Genomic DNA, 20598 nt, shown 5'->3' on the forward strand with positions numbered 1-20598 from the left:
ATTGAATTATTAATTCCTTGTGGCATTTTATGAATTCCGTAAGCATTGGGAAATGCGGTGAGAGGACGCCGTTTTTCCGCCATTCAGGCTTGCGGAGCATTGGCGCAGGCGGCATAGACGCGCGCTGGCCGGGGAGGAAAATGCGAATGACACGCTCAGCGGAGCCGATACAGCACGCGACCGCAAACGCGCCCGATTTGAGCGGTGGCGCCAATCAGGTTCGTGTTCGCGCCTATAATGAGCGCCTCGTTCTGTCACTGGTGCGCCGCCACAGCGGCCTCTCGAAAGCGGAGATTGCGCGCAGAAGCGGGCTATCGGCGCAGACGGTGTCTGTGATCATGCGTTCGCTGGAAAATGACGGGCTTCTCATTCGCGGCCAGCCCCTGCGCGGCAAGGTCGGCCAGCCCTCGACGCCGATGCGGCTCAATCCGGATGCGGTGTTCTCCTTCGGCGTCAAGATCGGACGGCGCAGCGTCGATCTGGTCCTGATGGATTTCGTCGGTCGCATCCGGCTCAAGCTGCGCAACACCTATCCCTATCCCATGCCCGAATGGATCCTGCCCTTCGTCATCAACGGCATTGCCGAACTGGAAGAGAAATTGTCGCCGGGCGAGCGGCAGAAAATAGCTGGCATCGGCGTTGCCGCGCCCTTCGAACTCTGGAGTTGGGCGCAGGAGGTGGGGGCCCCTCAGACGGAGATGGATCGCTGGCGCGGCGTCGATCTGCGAGCGGAAATATCAGGACAGGTTCATTATCCCGTCTTCCTGCAAAATGATGCGACCAGTGCCTGCGGTGCCGAACTGGTCTTCGGCGCAGGCCAGAACTATCCGGATTTTCTCTATGTCTTCATCGGCTCCTTTATCGGTGGCGGCGTGGTGCTCAATTCAGCCCTCTTTTCCGGGCGCACGGGAACCGCCGGGTCGATTGGCCCGCTGCCTGTGCAGGGCCGAGATGGCTCGACTGTTCAGCTTCTGAAGATCGCATCGATTTTCAAGCTGGAAGACATGCTGCGGGAAAGCAATATCGATCCCAAGCCGCTGTGGTTCTCGCCCGATGACTGGGTGGATTTCGGCGAGCCGCTGGAACGCTGGATACAGAACACGGCCGCCGCCCTCGCACAGGCAGTCATCGCCGCAGCCTCCATCATCGATTTCGCCTCTGTCATCATCGATGGCGGTTTTCCGGCCTGGGTGCGCGCCCGCATCGCCGCTGCCACCCGCAAGGCGCTCGATCTGCACGATCTTCAGGGCGTCGCCGTTCCCGAGATCGTCGAAGGCGCAGTCGGCAGCCAGGCCCGCGCCATCGGCGGCGCAAGCCTGCCGCTGTTTTCCCGCTATCTGCTGGATCAGAATGTGCTGTTCAAGGAAGCTGCCGGTTGAGTTGAAGCGCTGCCGTTGCGTGGTTTCGTCTTTCCGGGGCCTCATGTATAAGGTTGGAAATCGTCAAGCAGGGCCGCTGCAGAGCATATTCATGACACTAAGCAGAGAATCCGTCCTCGAACCAAGGCGCAAACCGTTACAGGCGCGCTCTCGGGTCACCGTAGGCGCGATCCTGCAAGCTTCTGCCCGCATCCTGCTTGCGGAGGGTCGCGCAAGTTTCACCACCAACCGGGTGGCTGAAGTCGCGGGCGTCAGCATCGGTACGCTCTACGGATATTTTCCAGACAAGGAGTCAATCTGTATCGCCCTTGCGCGGCAGATCCTTGATGATGACCGCAGGCTTTTGATGGAGGCCGTTGATGCCGCTCGCAGCGAAGATGCTCTGCGGGTTCTCATCCACACGCTGTTTTCGCGCCACCGCGCCGAGCGAGAGCTGCGGCGCACGGTCATGAGTTTCTACATCGCTTCCGGCTTTGGCCCTGAGCATGATCGTTTGTTCGATGACGTCGTCCGCTCGCTTGCCAGAAAATCGAGCCATCTATTGGGTCATGATGCCCCATCGATCAACCCAATCCGCCTGTTTACCGTGTCACGCGCGGTCTTCGGCGTTGCCCGTGCCATGGCCGAACAGGGTGAAGCCAGCGACCTGCCGCTTGAGCCGCTGGTAGATGAAATGGTTGACTTTGTCCGCGCCTATCTGCGCGGTTTTCCGCAGCCGTCCAATCCGAGCAAATTTGCGGATTGCCTTTCCTGATCGGCAATATTTACTTGTTCTTTCAATTGCTTGCGTCCGCGTAGCTGCCCGCGCCAAAGCCGAGTAGAAGAAGGCGAGATTTTCTCGCATCATGCCGCGTGTGCTCGAATATGGGAGGGCACCTGCAAAGCGATGCGAGGTCAAGATGAACGGCAATAGGGATTATGATCCTGAGGTGAAAGGCCAGATACCGCGACGGAGCCTCTTGAAGAGAGGTATGGTTGCGCCACTTGCCCTGCCGGCGACGACGTTCTCCGCCAAGGGCGTGGCTGCAGCCCGTTCAGCCTCACTCAAACGCGCATCGACGCCGACACCTGCCGCCAACACCCTGCCTGTCGAAGCGCCATCGGCGCTGGGCATCGACGCAAAGGTGCTGCAGGCCATATTGGACGATGTTCAAGGTGGCGGTCATAATATTCACAGTGTGCTCGTTCTCAGACACGGAAAACTGGCGGCGGAACTGTACCGTCGAGGCTCGGATCGCTCTCTTTACAGCCTGTGGTCCTCGCGTCGTCAGTTCACGCGGGCAGACCTGCATGACATGCGCTCTGTCAGCAAAGGCATTGTCGGGCTTTTATACGGTATCCTGCTTCAACAGGGCGCCGTGCCTGCTATCGACACCCCGGTTTCGTCGCTCTACCCGCACGTTCGTGCCCTGAACGACGACGCTCGGCAAGCGATCTGCATTCGCCACCTGCTGACCATGACGGCCGGGCTGGAGTGGACCGAACCATCGCCTGTTCGCCGGGCATCGTGGACTGACGAGATAGGCCTTGCCATCAGCCCATCTGCCTATAGATTTGTGTTCCAGCGCGGCGTGGTCGCCAAGCCAGGTTCTGTGTTTACCTATAGCGGCGGGCTTACGGCTGTCCTTGCCGAAATCATGGAGCGAAGCACCCAACGCCCACTGCACCAGATTGCTCGGGAAAGCCTGTTCGAGCCCTTGGGCATCAGCGATTTTGAATGGATCGCGGACGTGACCGGCAAGCCAATGGCCGCGGCTGGATTGAGGTTGCGGCCGAGGGATCTGATAACGATTGGGGCGATGATGTTGAAAGGTGGCGAATGGCAGGGACGGCAAATCGTTCCTGCCGAATGGATTGCCCAATCGACAACACCACACATCAAGACTGCGCCGGTCGGCGGCTATGGCTACCAATGGTGGTCCATGACGACGCAATGGAAGGGCAAGGACCTGGCTGTCGCTGCGGCGATCGGAAATGGTGGCCAGCGGCTTTTTCTTGTGCCGCATCTGGATCTCGCCCTTGTCTCCACGGCCGGCGACTATGGCGATCCTGCGATCGCCGCACCTTTGAATGCCATTCTTCATTCAGTCGTCAAAGCAGTGACAGTGTGACTGCACTGCCTCCTGACTGCTGTGAAGCTTCGGGCCAGAAGCCAGAATAGCCAGTTGGGACCATGCCTTGTGAAGCAGGGGGGTGGACGGCGTCCGATATAGGGAGAGTCAGGGAAAAGGATGGCGGACAGGGTGGGATTCGAACCCACGGTACGCTTTCACGCACACACGCGTTCCAGGCGTGCGCCTTAAACCACTCGGCCACCTGTCCGTCTAAACGTCTGCATGTTTGGGAAAACTGCAAATCACTGGAACGGCGCGATATATACCGATGAATTCGCGGCGATCAACCCGAATCTGAGAGTTTTTTTATTTGTGCAATAAATCCTTCATGTGGGCGCGATTGCAAAGCGTCGTTCAGCGCTTTATCCAACGGTCAGGATGCGGGCGCAAATAATGCGTTCCTTAAGGCATCAAGCTGCGCAGAAATCGGGAGAATGTGTTGTGAAAGCTGTATTCCGGTTCATCAGTTTCGTCTTGCTGGCTGCGGCCGTCGGTGTCGGCGTTCTGGATTCGGTGCGTTCGGTCTCCACCTCGTCTGTCGATTTGCTGAGTGTGCAGGATGTCTGGGCGAAAATTTTTCCTGCGTCGCCTGCCATGGCAGAAGGGCTTGTCGCTCACTATATTCATCCCGAAGCGTGGCGTTGGGTCGAAATTGCCCTGTCTGCGGTTCCCGCCTTCGCTCTTCTGCTGGCCCTTTCCCTCCTGTGCTGGATGGTCGGGTACAGGAAGCGCAGGGTCGTGGGCCGCTTTTCCGCCTGAAACCATTTCGTCACGCGCATGATGCAGAAACCAGATGGCGGTCTGATGCGGGCCGCAAGGAGAATGCAATGTTCGGATTTGATACCCTATCCAAGAAAACCACCATGCCGACGCCGCAAACCGCCTATCCGGGCCGGGATGAGGCGCTGCCCGTGCCGGAACACCACTTCGTCAACGGCAATCCGCTGAATGGCCCCTATGCCGACAATCTCGAGACGATCTATCTCGGCATGGGTTGCTTCTGGGGAGCCGAGCGCCTGTTCTGGCAGACGCCGGGCGTCTTTGTCACGGCGGTGGGATATTCCGGTGGCATCACCCGCAACCCAACCTATCAGGAAACCACCACGGGGCTGACCGGCCACGCGGAAGTGGTCAAGGTCGTCTATGACCCCGCCAAGGTCTCTCTCGCCGCGCTGCTCAAGACCTTCTTCGAAGAGCACGATCCCACGCAGGGCATGCGCCAGGGCAATGATGTCGGCACCACCTACCGGTCGGTGATCTACACCACCAGCGATGCGCAGCTTGTTGAAGCCAAGGCCGCGCGTGACACGTTCCAGCAGGCGCTGAAGGCCGCAGGCCACCGTCCGGACATCACCACGGAAATCGAGCCGCTCGATATCTTCTATTATGCCGAAGATTATCATCAGCAATATCTGGCGAAAAATCCCGGTGGTTACTGCGGCCTGCGGGGTACCGGCGTCAGCTGCAATATCGGCTGAAGGTCCGCACGCCTGAGATAGACCCTGCAACGCCCGCTCATCTAGACAGATGGCGGGCGTTGTTTTGCATTTTCCTGCGGCGTTTGCCTGCTGATCGTAGTCGCACTTGCTGCAAAATTGCGCAGTTCACAGTTTTTCCACCGGGTCAAAAAAACCGGGTGAATTTTTCTTGCAGCCGTGCAAGGATATCCTTACGCACAGTCTGGAAAAGGCTGGCAGTTCCGCAGACATGCCCGTAGCAGGGCTTGCGGGAGGACCCTTTTAAAAAATCAAACTGTAACAACAGGGCTGCACAATGAAAAAATCCCTTCTGACGCTTTTCGCGCTTGCCGCGATGTCGGCTTCCGCTTTGGCTGCGGATATCAAGCCTGCGCTGGTCTACGGCACGGGTGGCAAGTTCGACAAATCGTTCAACGAGGCCGCTGCCGCAGGCGCCGAGAAGTTCAAGGCAGAAACGGGCACCGAATATCGCGATTTCGAGCCGACCAGCGATACGCAGGGCGAGCAGGCGATCCGCAACTTCGCAAGCCGTGGTTTCAACCCGGTTGTCGCCGTTTCCTTTGCCTGGACGTCGGCCATGGAAAAGGTCGCAGCAGAATTCCCTGACACCAAGTTCGTCATTGTCGACTCCGTCGTTGAGCTGCCGAATGTGCGCTCCGTCGTCTACAAGGAAGAAGAAGGTTCCTACCTCGTCGGTCTTCTGGCTGGCATGGCATCCAAGACCGGCAAGGTCGGCTTCATCGGCGGCATGGACATTCCGCTCATCCGCAAGTTCGCCTGCGGCTACGCCCAGGGTGCCAAGGCTGCAAACGCCAAGATCGAAGTCTTCCAGAACATGACCGGCACCACCGGCGCTGCATGGAACGACCCGGTTCGCGGTGGTGAACTGACCAAGAACCAGCTCGATCAGGGCGCTGACGTCATTTACGCGGCAGCAGGCGCGACCGGCCTCGGCGTTCTCCAGACCGCCGCCGACAACAAGAAATTCTCCATCGGTGTGGATTCCAACCAGAACCACCTGCATCCAGGCTCGGTACTGACCTCCATGGTCAAGCGTGTGGACCTCGCCGTTTACAACGCCTTCAAGGATACCAAGGACGACAAGTTCACCGGTGGCGTCACGTCGCTGGGCGTCAAAGAAGACGGCGTTGCCTATGCGCTCGACGACAACAACAAGGCGCTGATCACGCCGGAAATGATGGCTGCTGTCGATAAGGCAAAGGCTGACATCGTTGCTGGCACCGTCAAGGTCCACGACTATATGTCGGACAATTCTTGCCCAAAGTGATGTGATTTATGGATCAGGGCGCATCGCGAATTTCGCGTTGCGCCCTTTTCATATCCAGCCTCCGGAGAGTTTGGGTTGACGATGGAACCTGCAATCGAGCTTGTCGGTATCGATAAAAAATTCGGCACCGTGCACGCCAACAAGAATATCAATCTCACCGTTGCCAAGGGGACGATCCACGGCATCATCGGGGAAAACGGGGCGGGGAAATCGACCTTGATGTCGATCCTCTACGGCTTCTATCAGGCCGATTCCGGTGAAATCCGCATTGATGGCAAGCCCGTCAACATCAAGGACAGCCAGGCCGCCATCGATGCTGGCATCGGCATGGTGCATCAGCACTTCATGCTGGTCGAGAATTTCTCGGTGCTGGAAAACATCATGCTCGGTGCCGAAGGTGGCGCGCTGTTGGCCAAGGGCACAGCTGCGACCCGTAAGGAACTGAAGCGGCTGGAAGATGAATATGGCCTTGAGGTCAATCCCGATGCCATCATCGAGGATCTGCCCGTTGGCCTGCAGCAGCGCGTGGAAATTCTCAAAGCCATGTATCGCGGCGCTGAAATCCTCATTCTGGATGAGCCGACCGGCGTTTTGACGCCCGCCGAGGCCGATCATCTGTTCAAGATCCTCAGCGTTCTCAGGGATCAGGGCAAGACCGTCATTCTCATCACCCACAAGCTGCGCGAGATCATGGCCATCACCGATGAAGTCTCGGTCATGCGCCGCGGCGAAATGGTGGCGACCCGCAAGACGTCTGAAACGACGGTCGAGGAACTGGCCGAACTGATGGTCGGTCGCCGCGTGCTTCTGCGCGTGGAAAAAGGCGAAGCCAATCCGGGCGAGGTGCTGTTTTCGGTCCGCAACCTCACCGTCAAGGACAGCCGTGGCGTGACCATGGTGGATGACGTGTCCTTTGATGTGCGCGCAGGCGAAATCGTCGGCATTGCGGGCGTTGCCGGCAACGGCCAGTCGGAGTTGCTGGAAGCCATTGCGGGCATCCGCAAGCCGCATTCCGGGGAAATCCTCATGGGCGGCAAGACGGTCGACAGGGTCGATCCCGCCGTCCTGCGCAAGCTCGGCCTTGCCCATATCCCTGAAGACCGCCACCATATGGGGCTGGTTCTGAAATTCGAGGAATATGAGAACTCCATTCTCGGCTATCACCGCGATGACCGCTACGGCAAAGGCATGTTCCTCAGCCCCGAAGCCATCCGCAAGGATGCCATCGAGAAGATCGAGAAATACGATATCCGCCCGCCCAATGCCCGTCTGAAGACCGCCAATTTCTCCGGTGGCAATCAGCAGAAGATCGTCGTTGCGCGTGAAATCGAACGCGACCCCAAGATGCTGATCATCGGCCAGCCGACGCGCGGCGTGGATATCGGCGCCATCGAATTCATCCATCGCCGCATCATCGAGATGCGCGATGCGGGCAAGGCCATTCTGCTTGTTTCGGTGGAGCTGGATGAAATCCGCTCGCTGTCGGACCGCATTCTGGTCATGTTCGCGGGCCGCGTCGTCGGAGAAAAAACGGCGGAAGCCGAAGAACAAACGCTTGGCCTGATGATGGCCGGCATCGCCGCATAAGGCAAAGGCTTAAAAGCTCATGAGTACAGCTTCCGTCCCTCTTCCCAACTGGATCAGCTACGGCCTTCTGCCGTTCCTGAACATCGTCACCGCCTTTTTCATCTCCGGCCTTGTCGTGTGGGGTATTGGCGAAAATCCTTTTGCAGCATTGCGGCTTTTGATCGAGGGTTCGCTGGGCCGTGGCGATGCCATTGGCTTTACCCTTTTTTATACCACCAGCTTCATCTTCACCGGCCTGTCGGTGGCGGTCGCTTTCCATGCGGGCCTCTTCAATATTGGCTCGGAAGGTCAGGCCTATATTGGCGGCCTTGGCGCTGCCATGGTGGCCTTGGCGCTGGATCGTTACGTGCCGTGGTATGTCACCATGCCCTTTGCCGTCATCGGCGCGGCGCTCTTCGGCGCGGCATGGGCCTTCATTCCCGGCTGGCTGCAGGCCAAGCGCGGCAGCCACGTCGTCATCACGACCATCATGTTCAACTTCATCGCAGCCGCCTTGATGGTCTACCTGCTGGTCAACGTCTTCATCGTGCCCGGCAAGATGGCGCCGGAAACCCGCACCTTTCTGCCCGGTGGCCAATTGCCGAAGCTGGACTGGCTGATGGCGATGTTCGGCCTCAAGCTCGGCCCGGCACCCTTCAACGTCTCCTTCATCATCGCGCTGGTTGCTGCCTTTCTCGTCTGGGTGCTCATCTGGCGCACGAAGCTCGGTTATGAAATGCGCACGCTTGGCATCAGCCCGTCAGCTGCCGTCTATGCTGGCATTCCCTATTCGCGCACCGTCATCATAGCCATGCTCATCTCCGGCGGTCTGGCGGGCATGATGGCGCTGAACCCGGTCATGGGCGCGTCGGCTCGTTTGCAGGTGGAATTTGTCGGCGGTGCAGGCTTTGTCGGAATTGCCGTGTCGCTCATGGGCCGCAGCCACCCGCTCGGCATCGTCTTTGCGGCGCTTCTCTTCGGCATTCTCTATCAGGGTGGCGCGGATCTTTCGTTCGAAATGCCCAATATCACCCGCGAGATGATCGTCGTGATCCAGGGTCTCGTTATCCTGTTTGCAGGCGCGCTCGAATATATGTACCGCCCTGCCGTGGTGCGGATCTACCAACAATTTGTGAAGAGGTAAGGCCCATGGAAACCTTCGATATGCTGGTCAGCATTCTCGGTTCGACCGTGCGCCTGACCATTCCGCTGCTGTTTACTGCCCTTGCAGGCCTGTTTTCGGAACGCGCCGGTGTGTTTGATATCGGCCTTGAAGGCAAAATGCTGGCCGCCGCCTTCGCCTCTGCCTGCGTGGCCTATATCACGGCTGATCCGTGGGCAGGTCTTGCCGCCGGTATCGGCGTGTCCATCTTCTTTTCGCTGGTACATGGCTTTGCCGTCATCACCAACAGAGGCAACCAGATTGTCTCGGGCGTGGCGCTCAATTTCGTCGCAGCCGGTCTCACCGTCGTGCTGGGTCAGGCATGGTTCGGGCAGGGCGGTCGCACGCCGCAGATACCCGGACAGGGCCGCTTTACCCCGATCATTCTGCCGGGCGTGGATGCCATGCGGGAAATACCCTTCATTGGCCCGCTCTATGCCAATGTCATCTCCGGCAACAATATCCTGACCTATCTCGCCTTTATCGCCGTGCCGATTTCCTGGTGGGTACTCTATCGCACACGCTTTGGCCTTCGCCTGCGTGCTGTGGGTGAAAATCCGGGCGCTGTCGATACCGCAGGCATTTCGGTGACGTGGATGCGCTTCCGCGCCGTCATCGTCGCCGGTTTCCTCTGTGGCTTTGCCGGTACCTATCTGGCTGTTGCACAGTCGGCAGCCTTCATTGCCAATATGTCGGCGGGCAAGGGCTATATCGCGCTGGCCGCCCTGATCTTTGCCAAATGGAAGCCAGTGCCGGTCATGTTCGCCTGCCTTCTGTTCGGCTTTCTGGATGCGGTCGCCAACTTCATGCAGGGCAAGGCCATTCCCGGCATCGGTGAAGTGCCGGTGCAGATCTTCCAGGCGCTGCCCTATATCCTCACCTGCATCCTGCTGGCCGGTTTCATCGGCGTCGCCAAGCCGCCAAAGGCCGGTGGCGTTGCCTATACGAAGGAGCGTTAAACCATGTCGCACGAATTGTTTGAGGCAGCCCGCGAGGCCATGGCCTTTGCCCATGCTCCCTATTCCAAATTCCCCGTGGGTGCAGCCATCCGCGCTGAAGACGGCAAGATCTACAAGGGCGCCAATATCGAGAACCTGTCCTTCCCTCAAGGGTGGTGCGCGGAGCCTTCCGCCATCAGCGCCATGATCATGGGCGGGGCAAAGAAGATCACCGAACTTGCCGTTATCGCCGAAAAGCTGGCGCTCTGCCCGCCCTGCGGCGGTTGTCGCCAGAAGATTGCGGAATTTGCCTCCGCCGATACCAAGATCTACCTCTGCGACGAGGCAGGCGTGCAGAAGGTCATGACCATGGATGAACTTTTGCCCTTCAGCTTCAAGACAGAGTTGGATTGATGGATCACGCGATCATCGACGTCCTCGTGGACAGGCTGAACGGGCTGATGCCACGCACCGCCATCGTCTTGGGCTCCGGCCTTGGCTCGCTGGTGGATGAGGTGACGGACCCTATCCGCATTCCCTATGCCGAGATCCCCGGTTTTCCCGCAAGCGCCGTTTCCGGCCACGCGGGAGAGGTGGTCGCAGGCTATCTTGGCGGACAGCCCATCCTCATGCTCGCCGGTCGCGTCCATTATTACGAGCAGGGCAATGCAAATGCCATGCGCCCCGCCATTGAGGCACTGGCCGGGATCGGCGTGCAGTCGCTGATCCTGACGAACGCCGCAGGCTCTGTGCGGCAGGACATGCCACCCGGCTCGGTCATGCAGATCACCGATCACATCAACTATTCCGGCATGAACCCGCTGATCGGCGAAGAAAGCGACAAACGCTTCGTCGGCATGACCAGCGCCTATGATGCGGATCTGTCGATTGCGATGCGCAATGCCGCCATCCGCGCCACCGTGCCGCTGTTTTCAGGCGTCTATATGTGGTTTTCCGGCCCAAGCTTTGAAACACCGGCGGAAATCCGCATGGCGCGGACCTTAGGTGCGGATGCCGTGGGCATGTCCACGGTGCCGGAAGTCATCCTTGCGCGCTTTTTCGGGATGCGCGTTGCCGCCGCTTCCGTTATTACAAATTACGGTGCCGGAATGACGGGTGCCGAACTGAGCCATGAAGAAACCAAAGACATGGCGCCCATAGGCGGCAAGAGACTGGCCGCGATTTTAACGGAAATGATTTCTGGAGGAAATTGAGCATGGAACTTCAGCGCCCGCGCGAAGCCGCCGCTCTCGCCTTGTCCTTGCTGGACCTGACGAATCTAAAGGAAGACTGCACGGCGGAGCAGATTGCCGCCCTGTGCCAGAAGGCGCATACGCAATATGGCACCACCGCCGCCATCTGCATCTGGCCGCGCTTCGTGGCGCAGGCCCGTGCCGCCTTTGGCAATAGCCGTTCGGTCCGCATCGCAACCGTGGTCAATTTCCCCTCGGGCGATCTGGATGTGGCAACCGTGGTTGCCGAAACACAACGCGCCATTGCCGATGGTGCCGATGAAATCGATCTTGTCAGCCCCTACAGAAAATTCATCGCAGGCGATGAAAATGCTGTCAGCGAAATGGTCGCTGCGGTTCGCAAGGCCTGCGTCGCGCCTGTTCTCTTAAAAGTCATCATCGAAACCGGCGAGTTGAAGGACAAGGCGCTGATCCGCCGTGCGTCCGAAATCGCCATTGCCGAGGGTGCAGATTTCATCAAGACCTCCACCGGCAAGGTCGCGGTCAACGCCACGCTGGAGGCCGCAGATATCATGCTGCAGGCTATCAGAGACAGCAAGAAGAAGGTCGGCTTCAAGCCCGCCGGTGGCATCGGCACGGTTGCAGATGCGACGCTTTATCTGCGTCTGGCGGAAACCATCATGCAGCCCAACTGGGCCATGCCCTCCACCTTCCGCTTCGGTGCATCCGGCATTCTGGACGATATTTTGAATGTGCTGGCTGGCGGCGAGCCGGCCAAGTCCGCAAGCGGCTATTGATCCGCCATGATCCCGCAGGAAATCATCCGCCGCAAACGTGACGGGCAGGTTCTGACGGCGGATGAGATTTCCGCCTTCATATCCGGTCTCTCCAGCGGCGCGATTTCCGAGGGGCAGGCCGCAGCCTTCGCCATGGCCGTCTTCTTTCGCGGCATGAGCCGGGATGAGACGGTGGCGCTGACACTTGCCATGCGCGACAGCGGCGATGTTCTCTCCTGGGCAGATATCGGCAAACCCATTGCCGACAAACATTCCACTGGCGGCGTCGGCGATAATGTCTCGCTCATGCTGGCCCCCATCGTCGCTGCCTGCGGTCTCGCGGTGCCGATGATCTCAGGCAAAGGCCTTGGCCACACCGGCGGCACGCTGGACAAGCTCGAATCCATCGCAGGCTATGATATCATGCCTGACGAAGCCCTCTTTCGCCGCACGGTCAAAACGGTCGGCTGCGCCATCATCGGCCAGACGGGCGATCTCGCCCCCGCCGACAAGCGGCTCTATGCCATCAGGGACGTGACGGCTACGGTGGACTCGGTCCCGCTCATCACAGCCTCCATTCTTTCGAAGAAGCTCGCCGCCGGTCTGGAAACGCTGGTGCTGGATGTGAAATTCGGCAATGGCGCCTTCATGCAGGGTGCGGAGGAGGCGCAAGCGCTCGCCCGTTCACTTGTCGAGGTCGCCAATGGCGCGGGCGTCAGAACCTCCGCGCTCATCACCGATATGAACCAACCCTTGGCGGATGCCGCTGGCAACGCACTGGAAATCATCCATTGTCTGGATTTCCTGTCGGGCAAGAAAGCCGGAACTCGCATTGAAACGCTGGTTCTCGCCTTCGCCGCCGAAATGCTTCTCCAGTCCGGCTCTGTTGCCAGCCTGCCGGAAGGTGAAGCCATGGCCCGCAAGGCGCTTGTTTCAGGTGCTGCCATGGAGCGTTTCGGCCAGATGATCACGGCTCTCGGCGGTCCCTCGGATTTCATCGAAAAGCCCGACCATTATCTCAAGCCCGCCCCTCACATCGCGCCGGTTCTGGCAACCGAGGACGGGTTTCTATCCACCTGTCAGACGCGGGATCTCGGAATGGTCGTGGTTGCCCTCGGCGGTGGCCGTCGCCACCCCGGCGATGTCATTGATCATCGTGTGGGCATTTCGCATATTCTGTCTTTGGGAACGAGGGTGGAAAAGGGCCAGCCAATCGCAATGGTGCATGCGGCAACTGAAGAGAGCCTGAGCGTCGCACTTCAGGCCGTGTCGGATGCCTATAGCATCTCGCAGACCGCGCCCGCAGATCAGCCTATCATTCTCTCGCGCATCGGTGCCTGAAGGCTAACGCGTCAGGATGAGCCTGCCGTTTTCCGATTTGAAGGATTTCAGCTGCTTGAGAAAGGTCATGCCGATCAGCACTGTGTCCAAGGCGCCGTCCTTTGATACGGCTGCCTGCACGTTGCGGGCAACGATATTGCCGAGCTCAACCCTCTCAAGCGTAATGACGGCGATGGATTTGACACCGTTTGCCGTCGAGGTCTGATATTTGTAGTCGCTGTCTTTGAGCACATAGCCCAGCCGCCGGGCCGTGCTCTCATTGAGAGAAACCAGGGATGCGCCGGTATCGATCAGCCCTTCGATCTGCTTGCCGTTGATTTTCAGCTTGGCGGCATAGTGGCCACGCTTATCCGCATTCAGCGTCACCGTGCCAGCACTTGTCGGCGTTGCAAGCGCACCGGCTTTGGCAACAGGTTCGGCAGGGCTTGTCACCTTCGCCTCGGAAGGCTTGGAGAGATAGGTTTCAAGGTATTGAGGGGCGGCAACGGCCAGCATGATGATGCCGCCTGCCGCGAAAAGAAATCCTCGTGACATCATCTTCGCCAGACCCTCCCCCTGCGAACCACCCTGGGACGTATGATGTGGTGAGAATGCGTGAAAAAGTTGCTAATGCAGCACTGAAAACCAGCGCAGAAATGGGCCCTGATGGCTCAAAGGCGCGATGTGCCTAACCAAGAGTTCAAACTCAGGCTACTTGCGTCTCAAATCCGAACAGTCAGCCGCAGGCGTGATTGTCTTGCGAAAAATAAAAATATTAAAATTCAACTACTTGATGGAAATTCGACAAAAAACTTTCTGCATTTCATTCACACCCTGCGAATCGGCCGCACACTGTTTGCACTTTCGCCACCCGCATGTTTCGCGAGACATGATGGCGGCGAAGGCTGGTGGTTGGCCGCAGACGTGCGGCCAGACATCAGGAATACCATGTCAGGGCAAGCCCGGTGGACCCGACGATCTCGACGCGAAAGACCATTCACGGCTTTCGGAAAGGGCGAGGCAGGACGGTCCGGCGGAAACTGCCCGTCACGCCCAGCCCGGATCATTCACGCTCCGGTCTGGGCAAGACATGGCCTGCAAGACCGGAAGACCGAAGGCCACGCAAATGCGCACGCCAACAGTATACATACCAGAGACTTCCCGCATTTGCGTGTGTTATCCGGGTCAAGACAAAACATGCCACGGGTGCATCGCACCGCGTGAACGGCGAAGCGCATCCTGAAGGATGGCTCGAGGTTCACGCGGTTGCGGTTGAGAGCCAGCAGCAGGGGCGCTTTCCTTCGGCACGGAAAGGCTCTAGTTTCCCGTCAAACAGGAATTCGGTCGGCATCATGGCACTTTCAGGCAAGCACATTCTCCTCATCATCTCCGGCGGCATTGCGGCCTATAAGAGCCTTGATCTCATCCGCCGCCTGAAAGAGCGCGGCGCGAAGGTGACGCCCGTGATGACCAGGGGCGCGCAGGAATTCGTCACGCCGCTTGCCGTCGGCGCTCTTTCGGCCACCCACGTCTTCACCGAATTATTTTCCCGTCAGGATGAGCAGGATGTTGGCCATATCAGGCTGGCGCGCGATTGTGACCTCATCCTCGTGGCACCTGCGACTGCCGATCTGATGGCGAAGATGGCCAATGGCCTTGCCGATGATCTCGCCTCCACCATATTGCTGGCCACGGACCGCAGGGTGCTCGTCGCACCCGCCATGAACCCCAAAATGTGGAGCGCAAGGCCCACCCAGCGCAACATTTCGACGCTGAAAGCCGATGGCATCCATTTCATAGGCCCCATGGCGGGCGAGATGGCGGAAAAGGGCGAGGCGGGCCTTGGGCGCATGGCAGAACCTTTGCAGATCACCGAAGCCGCCCAGAGCCTTCTCGATGACCGGCCAAAGCCGCTTACAGGCAAAAAAGCCATCGTCACATCGGGCCCGACCCATGAGCCGATCGATCCCGTCCGCTACATCGCTAACCGCTCCTCCGGCAAGCAGGGCCACGCCATTGCCGCAGCATTGGCGCAACTGGGGGCCGACGTCACGCTCGTCTCAGGCCCGGTGACGATTGCCGATCCCGCAGGCGTCAAGACCATCCATGTCGAACGCGCCGAGGAGATGCGTGACGCCGTGCTGTCGCATCTGCCCGCCGATATCGCCGTCATGGTTGCCGCCGTCGCCGACTGGCGCGTTGCGAGTGCCGTGGATCAGAAGATCAAGAAACAGCCGGGCGATCAGCCTCCGGTGCTGCAAATGGTTGAGAACCCGGATATTCTCAAGACCGTCGGCCATCACGCGCAAAGGCCGCAGATTGTCGTTGGCTTCGCAGCGGAAACGCAGGATGTCGAAACCAATGGCCGCGCCAAGCTGGAGCGCAAGGGGGCCGATATCATCGTCGCCAATGATGTCTCCGCCGAGACCGGCATCATGGGCGGCGACCGCAACAGCGTGAAGATCATCTCGCGCGACGGCATCGATACCTGGCCCGATCTCGACAAGACGGACGTAGCCCAACGCCTGGCAGCGCTCATTGCGGAGCGTCTGGCGTGAGCCCGTTTGAGCGCAACGGTTTCGATAAGAGCTTAAGCGAATGGCCCGGCGTGACCTTTGTCGACCAATGGGACTCGCATGTCGCCAAGGTGGGGCCCAAGGTCTTTGCCGTTCTGGGCGAACGGGACAACTGGCGCCTCGTCCTCAAATGCTCCGAAGAAAGCTTCGAGATCCTCACCGCACTCGACGGCATTGCCCAGGCACCCTATTTCGCCAGGCGCAAATGGATATCGATCTCGGACCACTCACCGCTGGAGGCGGATGATTTGCAGCACTACCTGCGCCGATCCTACGAACTGGTTGCAGCGGGGCTGACGAGGAAGCTGCGGGCAGAGCTGGGGATTGTGCTGGGCTGAAGCCTATGCGGCAAATATCACATTCTTCCGTCATTCCGGCCTTGAGCAGGAATCCAGCTGCGGCGCGAAAGAGTTTTCTGCGATCAGGGACCTGATCGCGCTGGACCCCGCATCAAGTGCGGGGTGACGGCCATTCTGGAGTATTAGCTAATCCGCACCGCAATATAGACCAGCACCAGTGCAATCACCCAAAGCGCAATCCGTCCCCAGCGGGTGTGTCGGGCCTCGGCCTTGCCGATGGCTTCTGCCGTGCTGGCGTCGAAGCGCAGGCCGTGTTCGCTCATATAGACGAGATCGGCGTGGAGCTTTTCGGTCTTGGCGGCGATTTCGGGGGCGGCTTCGGCGAGTTTCACGGCGGCTTTCAGGCCGTCCTTGAGGTCGGTCACGATGCGCTTGGGGCCGAGATTGTCGCGGATCCAGCTGCTGACGACGGGGTCTGCGGCTTTCCACATGTTGAAGCGCGGATTGAGGATGCGCGATACACCTTCCACCACCACCATGGTTTTTTGCAGCATCACCAGTTCGGGGCGCGTTTCCATGTCGAAAAGCTCTGTGACTTCAAAGAGAAGCGTCAGAAGCTTGCCCATGGAAATGGTTTCGGCAGGCTGGCCGTGGATCGGCTCGCCGATGGCCCGGATGGCCTGGGCGAAGCTGGCAATATCATGGTGGCCGGGAACATAGCCTGCTTCGAAATGCACTTCCGCAACCCGCATATAGTCGCGGGTGATGAAGCCATAGAGGATCTCTGCGAGGAAGCGGCGTTCCTTTTTGCCCAGACGCCCGGCAATGCCCATATCTACGGCAACGATCATGCCCTTGGGATCAACGAAGAGATTGCCCGGGTGCATGTCTGCGTGGAAGAAACCGTCCCGTAGCGTATGGCGAAGGAAGGACTGGATCAGTGTATCGGCGAGCGCATTGAGGTCGTGACCGGCAGCCTTCAGCGCCGCAACATCAGACATCTTGATGCCGTCGATCCATTCCATGGTGACGACATCGCGGCCTGTGCGTTCCCAGTCCACTTCCGGGACACGAAAGCCTGGGTCATCCTTTGTGTTTTCCGCAAGTTCGGAGAGGGCTGCGGCTTCAAGCCTGAGATCCATCTCGATCTTGGTCGTCTGTTCCAGCGCGCGGGTGACTTCGACCGGACGCAGACGGCGTGCCGAACGAATGAAGCGCTGCTGCAGGTCGGCAATCAGATACATGGCTTCCAGATCGTTCTGGAAACGCTGCCGCACGCCGGGGCGGATAACCTTGACGGCCACCTTTTTTGGTCCCGACGCGCTTTGCACCATCGCAGGATGGACCTGCGCGATGGAGGCTGCCGCGATGGGATTGCCGAGTTCGAGATAGAGCTCGGAAACGGGACGACCGAGTGAGCCCTCGATATTCGCCTTTGCTGCCGCATTGGGGAAGAAGGCCATGCGGTCCTGCAGCCGGGAGAGATCCTCGGCAAAATCCGCGCCGACCACATCGGGGCGGGTGGCCAGAAACTGGCCCATCTTGACGTAGGATGGCCCAAGACGCTCGACCGCAGTTGCCAGACGGTCGCGCCGATCGGCATGTTTTGCCCGGTTGCGGGCAAGCGGCTTCAAAAGCGCCTTGGCAAATTTCGCCGTGGCGGGAAGCTCGTCGGAGGGTAGAGCAAGCACCACGCCCTCACGCACGAGAACCCAGCCGACCTTTGCAAGCCGGAAATATGCGCCAAGCGTACTCATGCGAATGCCTTCTTCCTGCCCTTGCCTGCCATAAGTCTCAGAGCTTCCAGCCGGAATGCAGCGCGGCGATGCCGCCGGTGTAATTGGTATAGGTCACGCGCGAGAAGCCAGCAGTGCGGATCATCGCCGCAAAGTCTTCCTGATTGGGGAACTTGCGGATCGATTCGACCAGATACTGATATGGCTCGGCGTCGCCGGTGATCATCTTGCCGAAGCGGGGAATGGCATTGAAGGACCATGCGTCGTAGAACCGGTCCAGAAGAGGCATCTCCACCTCGGAAAACTCCAGCACCAGCAGGCGTCCGCCACGCTTGAGCACGCGGTGTGCTTCCTTCAGCGCCACATCGATGCGCGGCACGTTGCGAATGCCGAAGGCGACCGTATAGGCATCGAAGCTGTTGTCCTCGAAGGGCAGCTCCTCGGCATTGGCTTCCACGAAGGTCAGATTGTCGGAAAGCCTCTTCTTGGCCGCCCGTTCTTCACCGACAGCCAGCATCGAGCCGTTGATGTCGAGAACGGTGGAATGCGCCAGCCGATTGGAGGCCTCGATGATGCGGAATGCGATGTCGCCCGTGCCGCCCGCAACATCCAGCGTCCGGTAGGACGGGTCCTTGCGCGGATTGAGCGCTGCAATCATCGCATCCTTCCAGACGCGGTGCATGCCGGCGGACATCACATCATTCATGATGTCGTAACGCTTGGCGACCTTGTGGAAGACCTCGTTGACCATGCCCTGCTTTTGACCTTCATCGACCTTGTGAAAGCCATAGGAGGTTTCCATTCCGCCTTGTGCGGTGGTGCGAGCTTCGGTCATCGGTGGTCTCCATCTTTAATTGCGGTGCGGACCATAGCGGAAAGGCGATTGCAACGCTATCTGTTGCGACAACAAGTGCCTGCGACATGTATGCCCGCAGGCTGCCAATCACAAGACCGTTGCGGTAACATGTGGGATAAACTCCATGCCAGAACTGCCCGAAGTAGAAACCGTCAGACGTGGCCTTGCCCCGACCATGGAAGGCGCCATCCTTGAAAGGGCGGTGCTTGCGCGGCCTGACCTGCGCTTTCCATTCCCGGAGGGCTTCGCCGGATTGGTGGAAGGCAAGCGCATCATCTCGCTGGGTCGTCGTGCGAAATATCTGCTGATCGAACTGGAAGACGGGCTTACCATCATCGCCCATCTCGGCATGTCCGGCTCTTTCCGAATCGAGGAACAGCAAGGTACAGCCGAAACGCCGGGTGATTTCCACCATGCGCGCTCCAAGGATGGCAAGCACGACCATGTCGTGTTCCACCTGCAACGGCAGGGGATGCCCCCCGCGCAGGTCATATATAACGACCCGCGCCGTTTCGGCTTCATGCATCTGGTAGAGCGCGCCAATATCGATCTTTACCCCGCCTTTACGGATCTCGGACCGGAGCCGACGGGGAATGCGTTGAGTGCCGAGTATCTGGCAGGCCGCTTTCAAGGCAAGAGCCAGCCGCTGAAAAGCACGCTGCTGGACCAGAAGGTCATCGCGGGTCTTGGCAATATCTATGTCTGCGAAGCGATGTGGCGCGCGCATCTGTCGCCGTTGAGAGCGGCGGGAACGCTGGTGACAAAAACCGGCAAGCCCAAGGCGCAACTCGTCGATCTGACGCAGAAGATCCGTGAGGTCATCGCCGATGCGATTGCGGCTGGCGGCTCGTCCCTGCGCGACCATATCCAGACAGACGGCCAACTCGGCTACTTCCAGCATTCCTTTTCGGTCTATGACCGGCAGGGCCATGCTTGCCCCACACCCGGTTGCGGGGGTACGGTTGAGCGGATCGTGCAGGCCGGTCGCTCTACCTTCTATTGTGCCGCTTGCCAGAAGTGATGGAGAGGATAACAGCCATGGACTACGAAACGCTGATCGTTGAAAAGCGTGATGAAGTGGGCGTCATTACGCTCAATCGCCCGCAGGCCCTGAATGCGCTGAATTCGACCCTGCTGAAGGAGCTGCGCCACATTCTGGCGTCCTTCTCCAGGGACGAGTCGATTGGAGCCATCGTCATTACCGGTTCGCCGAAGGCTTTTGCTGCTGGCGCAGATATCAAGGAAATGCAGTCGCTGGATTTCGTTGATGCCTATCTCGGCGATTTTCTGGGCGGCTGGGACGATGTGGCCTCGACGCGCAAGCCCGTCATTGCCGCAGTCTCCGGCTTTGCTCTGGGCGGTGGATGCGAACTGGCCATGATGTGCGATTTCATCATCGCATCGGAAACGGCAAAATTCGGCCAGCCGGAAATCACGCTGGGCGTCATTCCCGGCATGGGCGGCTCGCAGCGCCTGACACGCGCGGTGGGCAAGGCCAAGGCCATGGATCTGGTGTTGACGGGCCGCAAGATGGATGCCGCCGAAGCCGAGCGGTCAGGGCTGGTGTCGAGGGTCGTGCCGCAGGAGCGCCTGATGGATGAAGCCATCGAGGCGGCAACCACCATAGCGTCCCTGTCGCGTGCCTCGGTGATGATGGCAAAGGAAAGCGTCGAGAGATCCTTCGAGGTTTCATTGAGCGAAGGTCTGCGGTTCGAACGCCGCCTGTTCCAGGCGCTTTTTGCGACCGAGGACCAGAAGGAAGGCATGGCGGCTTTTGTGGAGAAGAGAAAGCCGGTCTTCACAAATCGCTGATGGATCGCTAAAGCGGGGAGGCGGCAAAGACCTGACCTATTTTGCCATCCGCCCGCTCCAAGGATTCGGAATATCAGCGTTTTTGCTGAAAATGCGCGTTGACGG

General features: G+C 59.2%; 20 protein-coding genes and 1 tRNA gene. 17 read left to right on the forward strand and 4 right to left on the reverse strand.

Features of this window, described 5'->3' with window-relative positions; all coding sequences use genetic code 11:
• Positions 1-146 precede the first annotated feature (146 nt).
• From ASF69_RS10830 to ASF69_RS10840, 3 genes are all read left to right on the forward strand, one after another.
• Positions 147-1379, forward strand: a complete 1233-nt coding sequence (locus ASF69_RS10830) for an ROK family transcriptional regulator (RefSeq protein WP_062587352.1) — start codon at positions 147-149, stop codon at positions 1377-1379.
• Positions 1380-1470: 91 nt separating this feature from the next.
• Positions 1471-2133: a TetR/AcrR family transcriptional regulator gene (locus ASF69_RS10835; protein ID WP_062587353.1), complete on the forward strand. Its 663-nt coding sequence runs from the start codon at positions 1471-1473 to the stop codon at positions 2131-2133.
• Positions 2134-2350: 217 nt separating this feature from the next.
• Complete coding sequence (locus tag ASF69_RS10840; protein ID WP_062587354.1) at positions 2351-3490, forward strand: serine hydrolase; 1140 nt, start codon at positions 2351-2353, stop codon at positions 3488-3490.
• 121 nt (positions 3491-3611) lie between these two features.
• Here the strand turns inward: ASF69_RS10840 and ASF69_RS10845 are convergent.
• Positions 3612-3701, reverse strand: a tRNA-Ser gene (locus ASF69_RS10845).
• Positions 3702-3934: 233 nt separating this feature from the next.
• Here ASF69_RS10845 and ASF69_RS10850 point away from each other — a divergent pair.
• From ASF69_RS10850 to deoA, 10 genes are all read left to right on the forward strand, one after another.
• Positions 3935-4252, forward strand: coding sequence for a hypothetical protein (locus ASF69_RS10850; RefSeq protein WP_062587355.1), 318 nt, complete (start codon positions 3935-3937; stop codon positions 4250-4252).
• Between the two features lie 68 nt (positions 4253-4320).
• Positions 4321-4971 carry a peptide-methionine (S)-S-oxide reductase MsrA gene (msrA, locus tag ASF69_RS10855; protein ID WP_062587356.1) on the forward strand — a complete coding sequence of 217 codons (651 nt, stop codon included), beginning with the start codon at positions 4321-4323 and terminating at the stop codon, positions 4969-4971.
• A 295-nt stretch (positions 4972-5266) separates the two neighbouring features.
• Positions 5267-6259, forward strand: a complete 993-nt coding sequence (locus ASF69_RS10860) for a BMP family ABC transporter substrate-binding protein (RefSeq protein ID WP_062587357.1) — start codon at positions 5267-5269, stop codon at positions 6257-6259.
• A gap of 81 nt (positions 6260-6340) precedes the next feature.
• Positions 6341-7846 (forward strand): ABC transporter ATP-binding protein, encoded by a 1506-nt coding sequence (locus ASF69_RS10865; protein WP_156462048.1) that lies wholly within the window; start codon positions 6341-6343, stop codon positions 7844-7846.
• A gap of 19 nt (positions 7847-7865) precedes the next feature.
• Positions 7866-8969 carry an ABC transporter permease gene (locus ASF69_RS10870; protein WP_062587359.1) on the forward strand — a complete coding sequence of 368 codons (1104 nt, stop codon included), beginning with the start codon at positions 7866-7868 and terminating at the stop codon, positions 8967-8969.
• Between the two features lie 5 nt (positions 8970-8974).
• A complete protein-coding gene (locus ASF69_RS10875; RefSeq protein WP_062587360.1) occupies positions 8975-9946 on the forward strand; it encodes an ABC transporter permease in 972 nt (323 codons plus the stop codon).
• Between the two features lie 3 nt (positions 9947-9949).
• On the forward strand, positions 9950-10339 hold the full coding sequence (locus ASF69_RS10880; protein ID WP_062587361.1) for a cytidine deaminase: 390 nt from the start codon (positions 9950-9952) through the stop codon (positions 10337-10339).
• A complete protein-coding gene (locus ASF69_RS10885) occupies positions 10339-11139 on the forward strand; it encodes a purine-nucleoside phosphorylase (protein WP_062587362.1) in 801 nt (266 codons plus the stop codon). The genes ASF69_RS10880 and ASF69_RS10885 overlap by 1 nt, the downstream gene beginning before the upstream one ends.
• A 2-nt stretch (positions 11140-11141) precedes the next feature.
• The gene (deoC, locus tag ASF69_RS10890) at positions 11142-11915 is read left to right on the forward strand and encodes a deoxyribose-phosphate aldolase (RefSeq protein ID WP_062587363.1); all 774 of its coding nucleotides are present in this window, start codon (positions 11142-11144) and stop codon (positions 11913-11915) included.
• A gap of 6 nt (positions 11916-11921) precedes the next feature.
• Positions 11922-13235, forward strand: coding sequence for a thymidine phosphorylase (gene deoA, locus ASF69_RS10895; RefSeq protein WP_062587364.1), 1314 nt, complete (start codon positions 11922-11924; stop codon positions 13233-13235).
• Between the two features lie 3 nt (positions 13236-13238).
• On the opposite strand, the gene ASF69_RS10900 is transcribed toward deoA, so the two are convergent.
• Positions 13239-13772 (reverse strand): TIGR02281 family clan AA aspartic protease, encoded by a 534-nt coding sequence (locus ASF69_RS10900; protein WP_062587365.1) that lies wholly within the window; start codon positions 13770-13772, stop codon positions 13239-13241.
• A gap of 794 nt (positions 13773-14566) precedes the next feature.
• Between ASF69_RS10900 and coaBC the strand changes: the two genes are divergently transcribed.
• Together coaBC and ASF69_RS10910 are read left to right on the forward strand one after the other, a co-directional pair.
• Complete coding sequence (gene coaBC / locus ASF69_RS10905; protein ID WP_062587692.1) at positions 14567-15772, forward strand: bifunctional phosphopantothenoylcysteine decarboxylase/phosphopantothenate--cysteine ligase CoaBC; 1206 nt, start codon at positions 14567-14569, stop codon at positions 15770-15772.
• A complete protein-coding gene (locus ASF69_RS10910) occupies positions 15769-16128 on the forward strand; it encodes an MmcQ/YjbR family DNA-binding protein (RefSeq protein ID WP_062587366.1) in 360 nt (119 codons plus the stop codon). The genes coaBC and ASF69_RS10910 overlap by 4 nt, the downstream gene beginning before the upstream one ends.
• A 143-nt stretch (positions 16129-16271) precedes the next feature.
• Here ASF69_RS10910 and ubiB read toward each other — a convergent pair whose 3' ends face one another.
• Positions 16272-17846 carry a 2-polyprenylphenol 6-hydroxylase gene (gene ubiB, locus ASF69_RS10915; protein ID WP_062587367.1) on the reverse strand — a complete coding sequence of 525 codons (1575 nt, stop codon included), beginning with the start codon at positions 17844-17846 and terminating at the stop codon, positions 16272-16274.
• 37 nt (positions 17847-17883) lie between these two features.
• Positions 17884-18660 (reverse strand): bifunctional demethylmenaquinone methyltransferase/2-methoxy-6-polyprenyl-1,4-benzoquinol methylase UbiE, encoded by a 777-nt coding sequence (ubiE, locus tag ASF69_RS10920; RefSeq protein WP_062587368.1) that lies wholly within the window; start codon positions 18658-18660, stop codon positions 17884-17886.
• A gap of 145 nt (positions 18661-18805) precedes the next feature.
• On the opposite strand from ubiE, the gene mutM reads away from it, so the two are divergent.
• Together mutM and ASF69_RS10930 are read left to right on the forward strand one after the other, a co-directional pair.
• Positions 18806-19702 carry a bifunctional DNA-formamidopyrimidine glycosylase/DNA-(apurinic or apyrimidinic site) lyase gene (gene mutM, locus ASF69_RS10925; protein ID WP_062587369.1) on the forward strand — a complete coding sequence of 299 codons (897 nt, stop codon included), beginning with the start codon at positions 18806-18808 and terminating at the stop codon, positions 19700-19702.
• Positions 19703-19719: 17 nt separating this feature from the next.
• Positions 19720-20493 (forward strand): enoyl-CoA hydratase, encoded by a 774-nt coding sequence (locus tag ASF69_RS10930; protein ID WP_062587370.1) that lies wholly within the window; start codon positions 19720-19722, stop codon positions 20491-20493.
• Positions 20494-20598: the final 105 nt, after the last annotated feature.

The organism is Rhizobium sp. Leaf311 (assembly GCF_001423445.1).
In the GTDB taxonomy this organism is placed as follows: Bacteria; Pseudomonadota; Alphaproteobacteria; order Rhizobiales; family Rhizobiaceae; genus Agrobacterium.

Bases quoted from the DNA above. Each gene is read 5' to 3' on its own strand.
- ASF69_RS10830 (WP_062587352.1), top strand. From the start codon at position 147: ATGACACGCTCAGCGGAGCCGATACAGCACGCGACCGCAAACGCGCCC.
- ASF69_RS10835 (WP_062587353.1), top strand. From the start codon at position 1,471: ATGACACTAAGCAGAGAATCCGTCCTCGAACCAAGGCGCAAACCGTTA.
- ASF69_RS10840 (WP_062587354.1), top strand. From the start codon at position 2,351: ATGGTTGCGCCACTTGCCCTGCCGGCGACGACGTTCTCCGCCAAGGGC.
- msrA (WP_062587356.1), top strand. From the start codon at position 4,321: ATGTTCGGATTTGATACCCTATCCAAGAAAACCACCATGCCGACGCCG.
- ASF69_RS10860 (WP_062587357.1), top strand. From the start codon at position 5,267: ATGAAAAAATCCCTTCTGACGCTTTTCGCGCTTGCCGCGATGTCGGCT.
- ASF69_RS10865 (WP_156462048.1), top strand. From the start codon at position 6,341: ATGGAACCTGCAATCGAGCTTGTCGGTATCGATAAAAAATTCGGCACC.
- ASF69_RS10870 (WP_062587359.1), top strand. From the start codon at position 7,866: ATGAGTACAGCTTCCGTCCCTCTTCCCAACTGGATCAGCTACGGCCTT.
- ASF69_RS10875 (WP_062587360.1), top strand. From the start codon at position 8,975: ATGGAAACCTTCGATATGCTGGTCAGCATTCTCGGTTCGACCGTGCGC.
- ASF69_RS10880 (WP_062587361.1), top strand. From the start codon at position 9,950: ATGTCGCACGAATTGTTTGAGGCAGCCCGCGAGGCCATGGCCTTTGCC.
- ASF69_RS10885 (WP_062587362.1), top strand. From the start codon at position 10,339: ATGGATCACGCGATCATCGACGTCCTCGTGGACAGGCTGAACGGGCTG.
- deoC (WP_062587363.1), top strand. From the start codon at position 11,142: ATGGAACTTCAGCGCCCGCGCGAAGCCGCCGCTCTCGCCTTGTCCTTG.
- deoA (WP_062587364.1), top strand. From the start codon at position 11,922: ATGATCCCGCAGGAAATCATCCGCCGCAAACGTGACGGGCAGGTTCTG.
- ASF69_RS10900 (WP_062587365.1), bottom strand. From the start codon at position 13,772: ATGATGTCACGAGGATTTCTTTTCGCGGCAGGCGGCATCATCATGCTG.
- coaBC (WP_062587692.1), top strand. From the start codon at position 14,567: ATGGCACTTTCAGGCAAGCACATTCTCCTCATCATCTCCGGCGGCATT.
- ubiB (WP_062587367.1), bottom strand. From the start codon at position 17,846: ATGAGTACGCTTGGCGCATATTTCCGGCTTGCAAAGGTCGGCTGGGTT.
- ubiE (WP_062587368.1), bottom strand. From the start codon at position 18,660: ATGACCGAAGCTCGCACCACCGCACAAGGCGGAATGGAAACCTCCTAT.
- mutM (WP_062587369.1), top strand. From the start codon at position 18,806: ATGCCAGAACTGCCCGAAGTAGAAACCGTCAGACGTGGCCTTGCCCCG.
- ASF69_RS10930 (WP_062587370.1), top strand. From the start codon at position 19,720: ATGGACTACGAAACGCTGATCGTTGAAAAGCGTGATGAAGTGGGCGTC.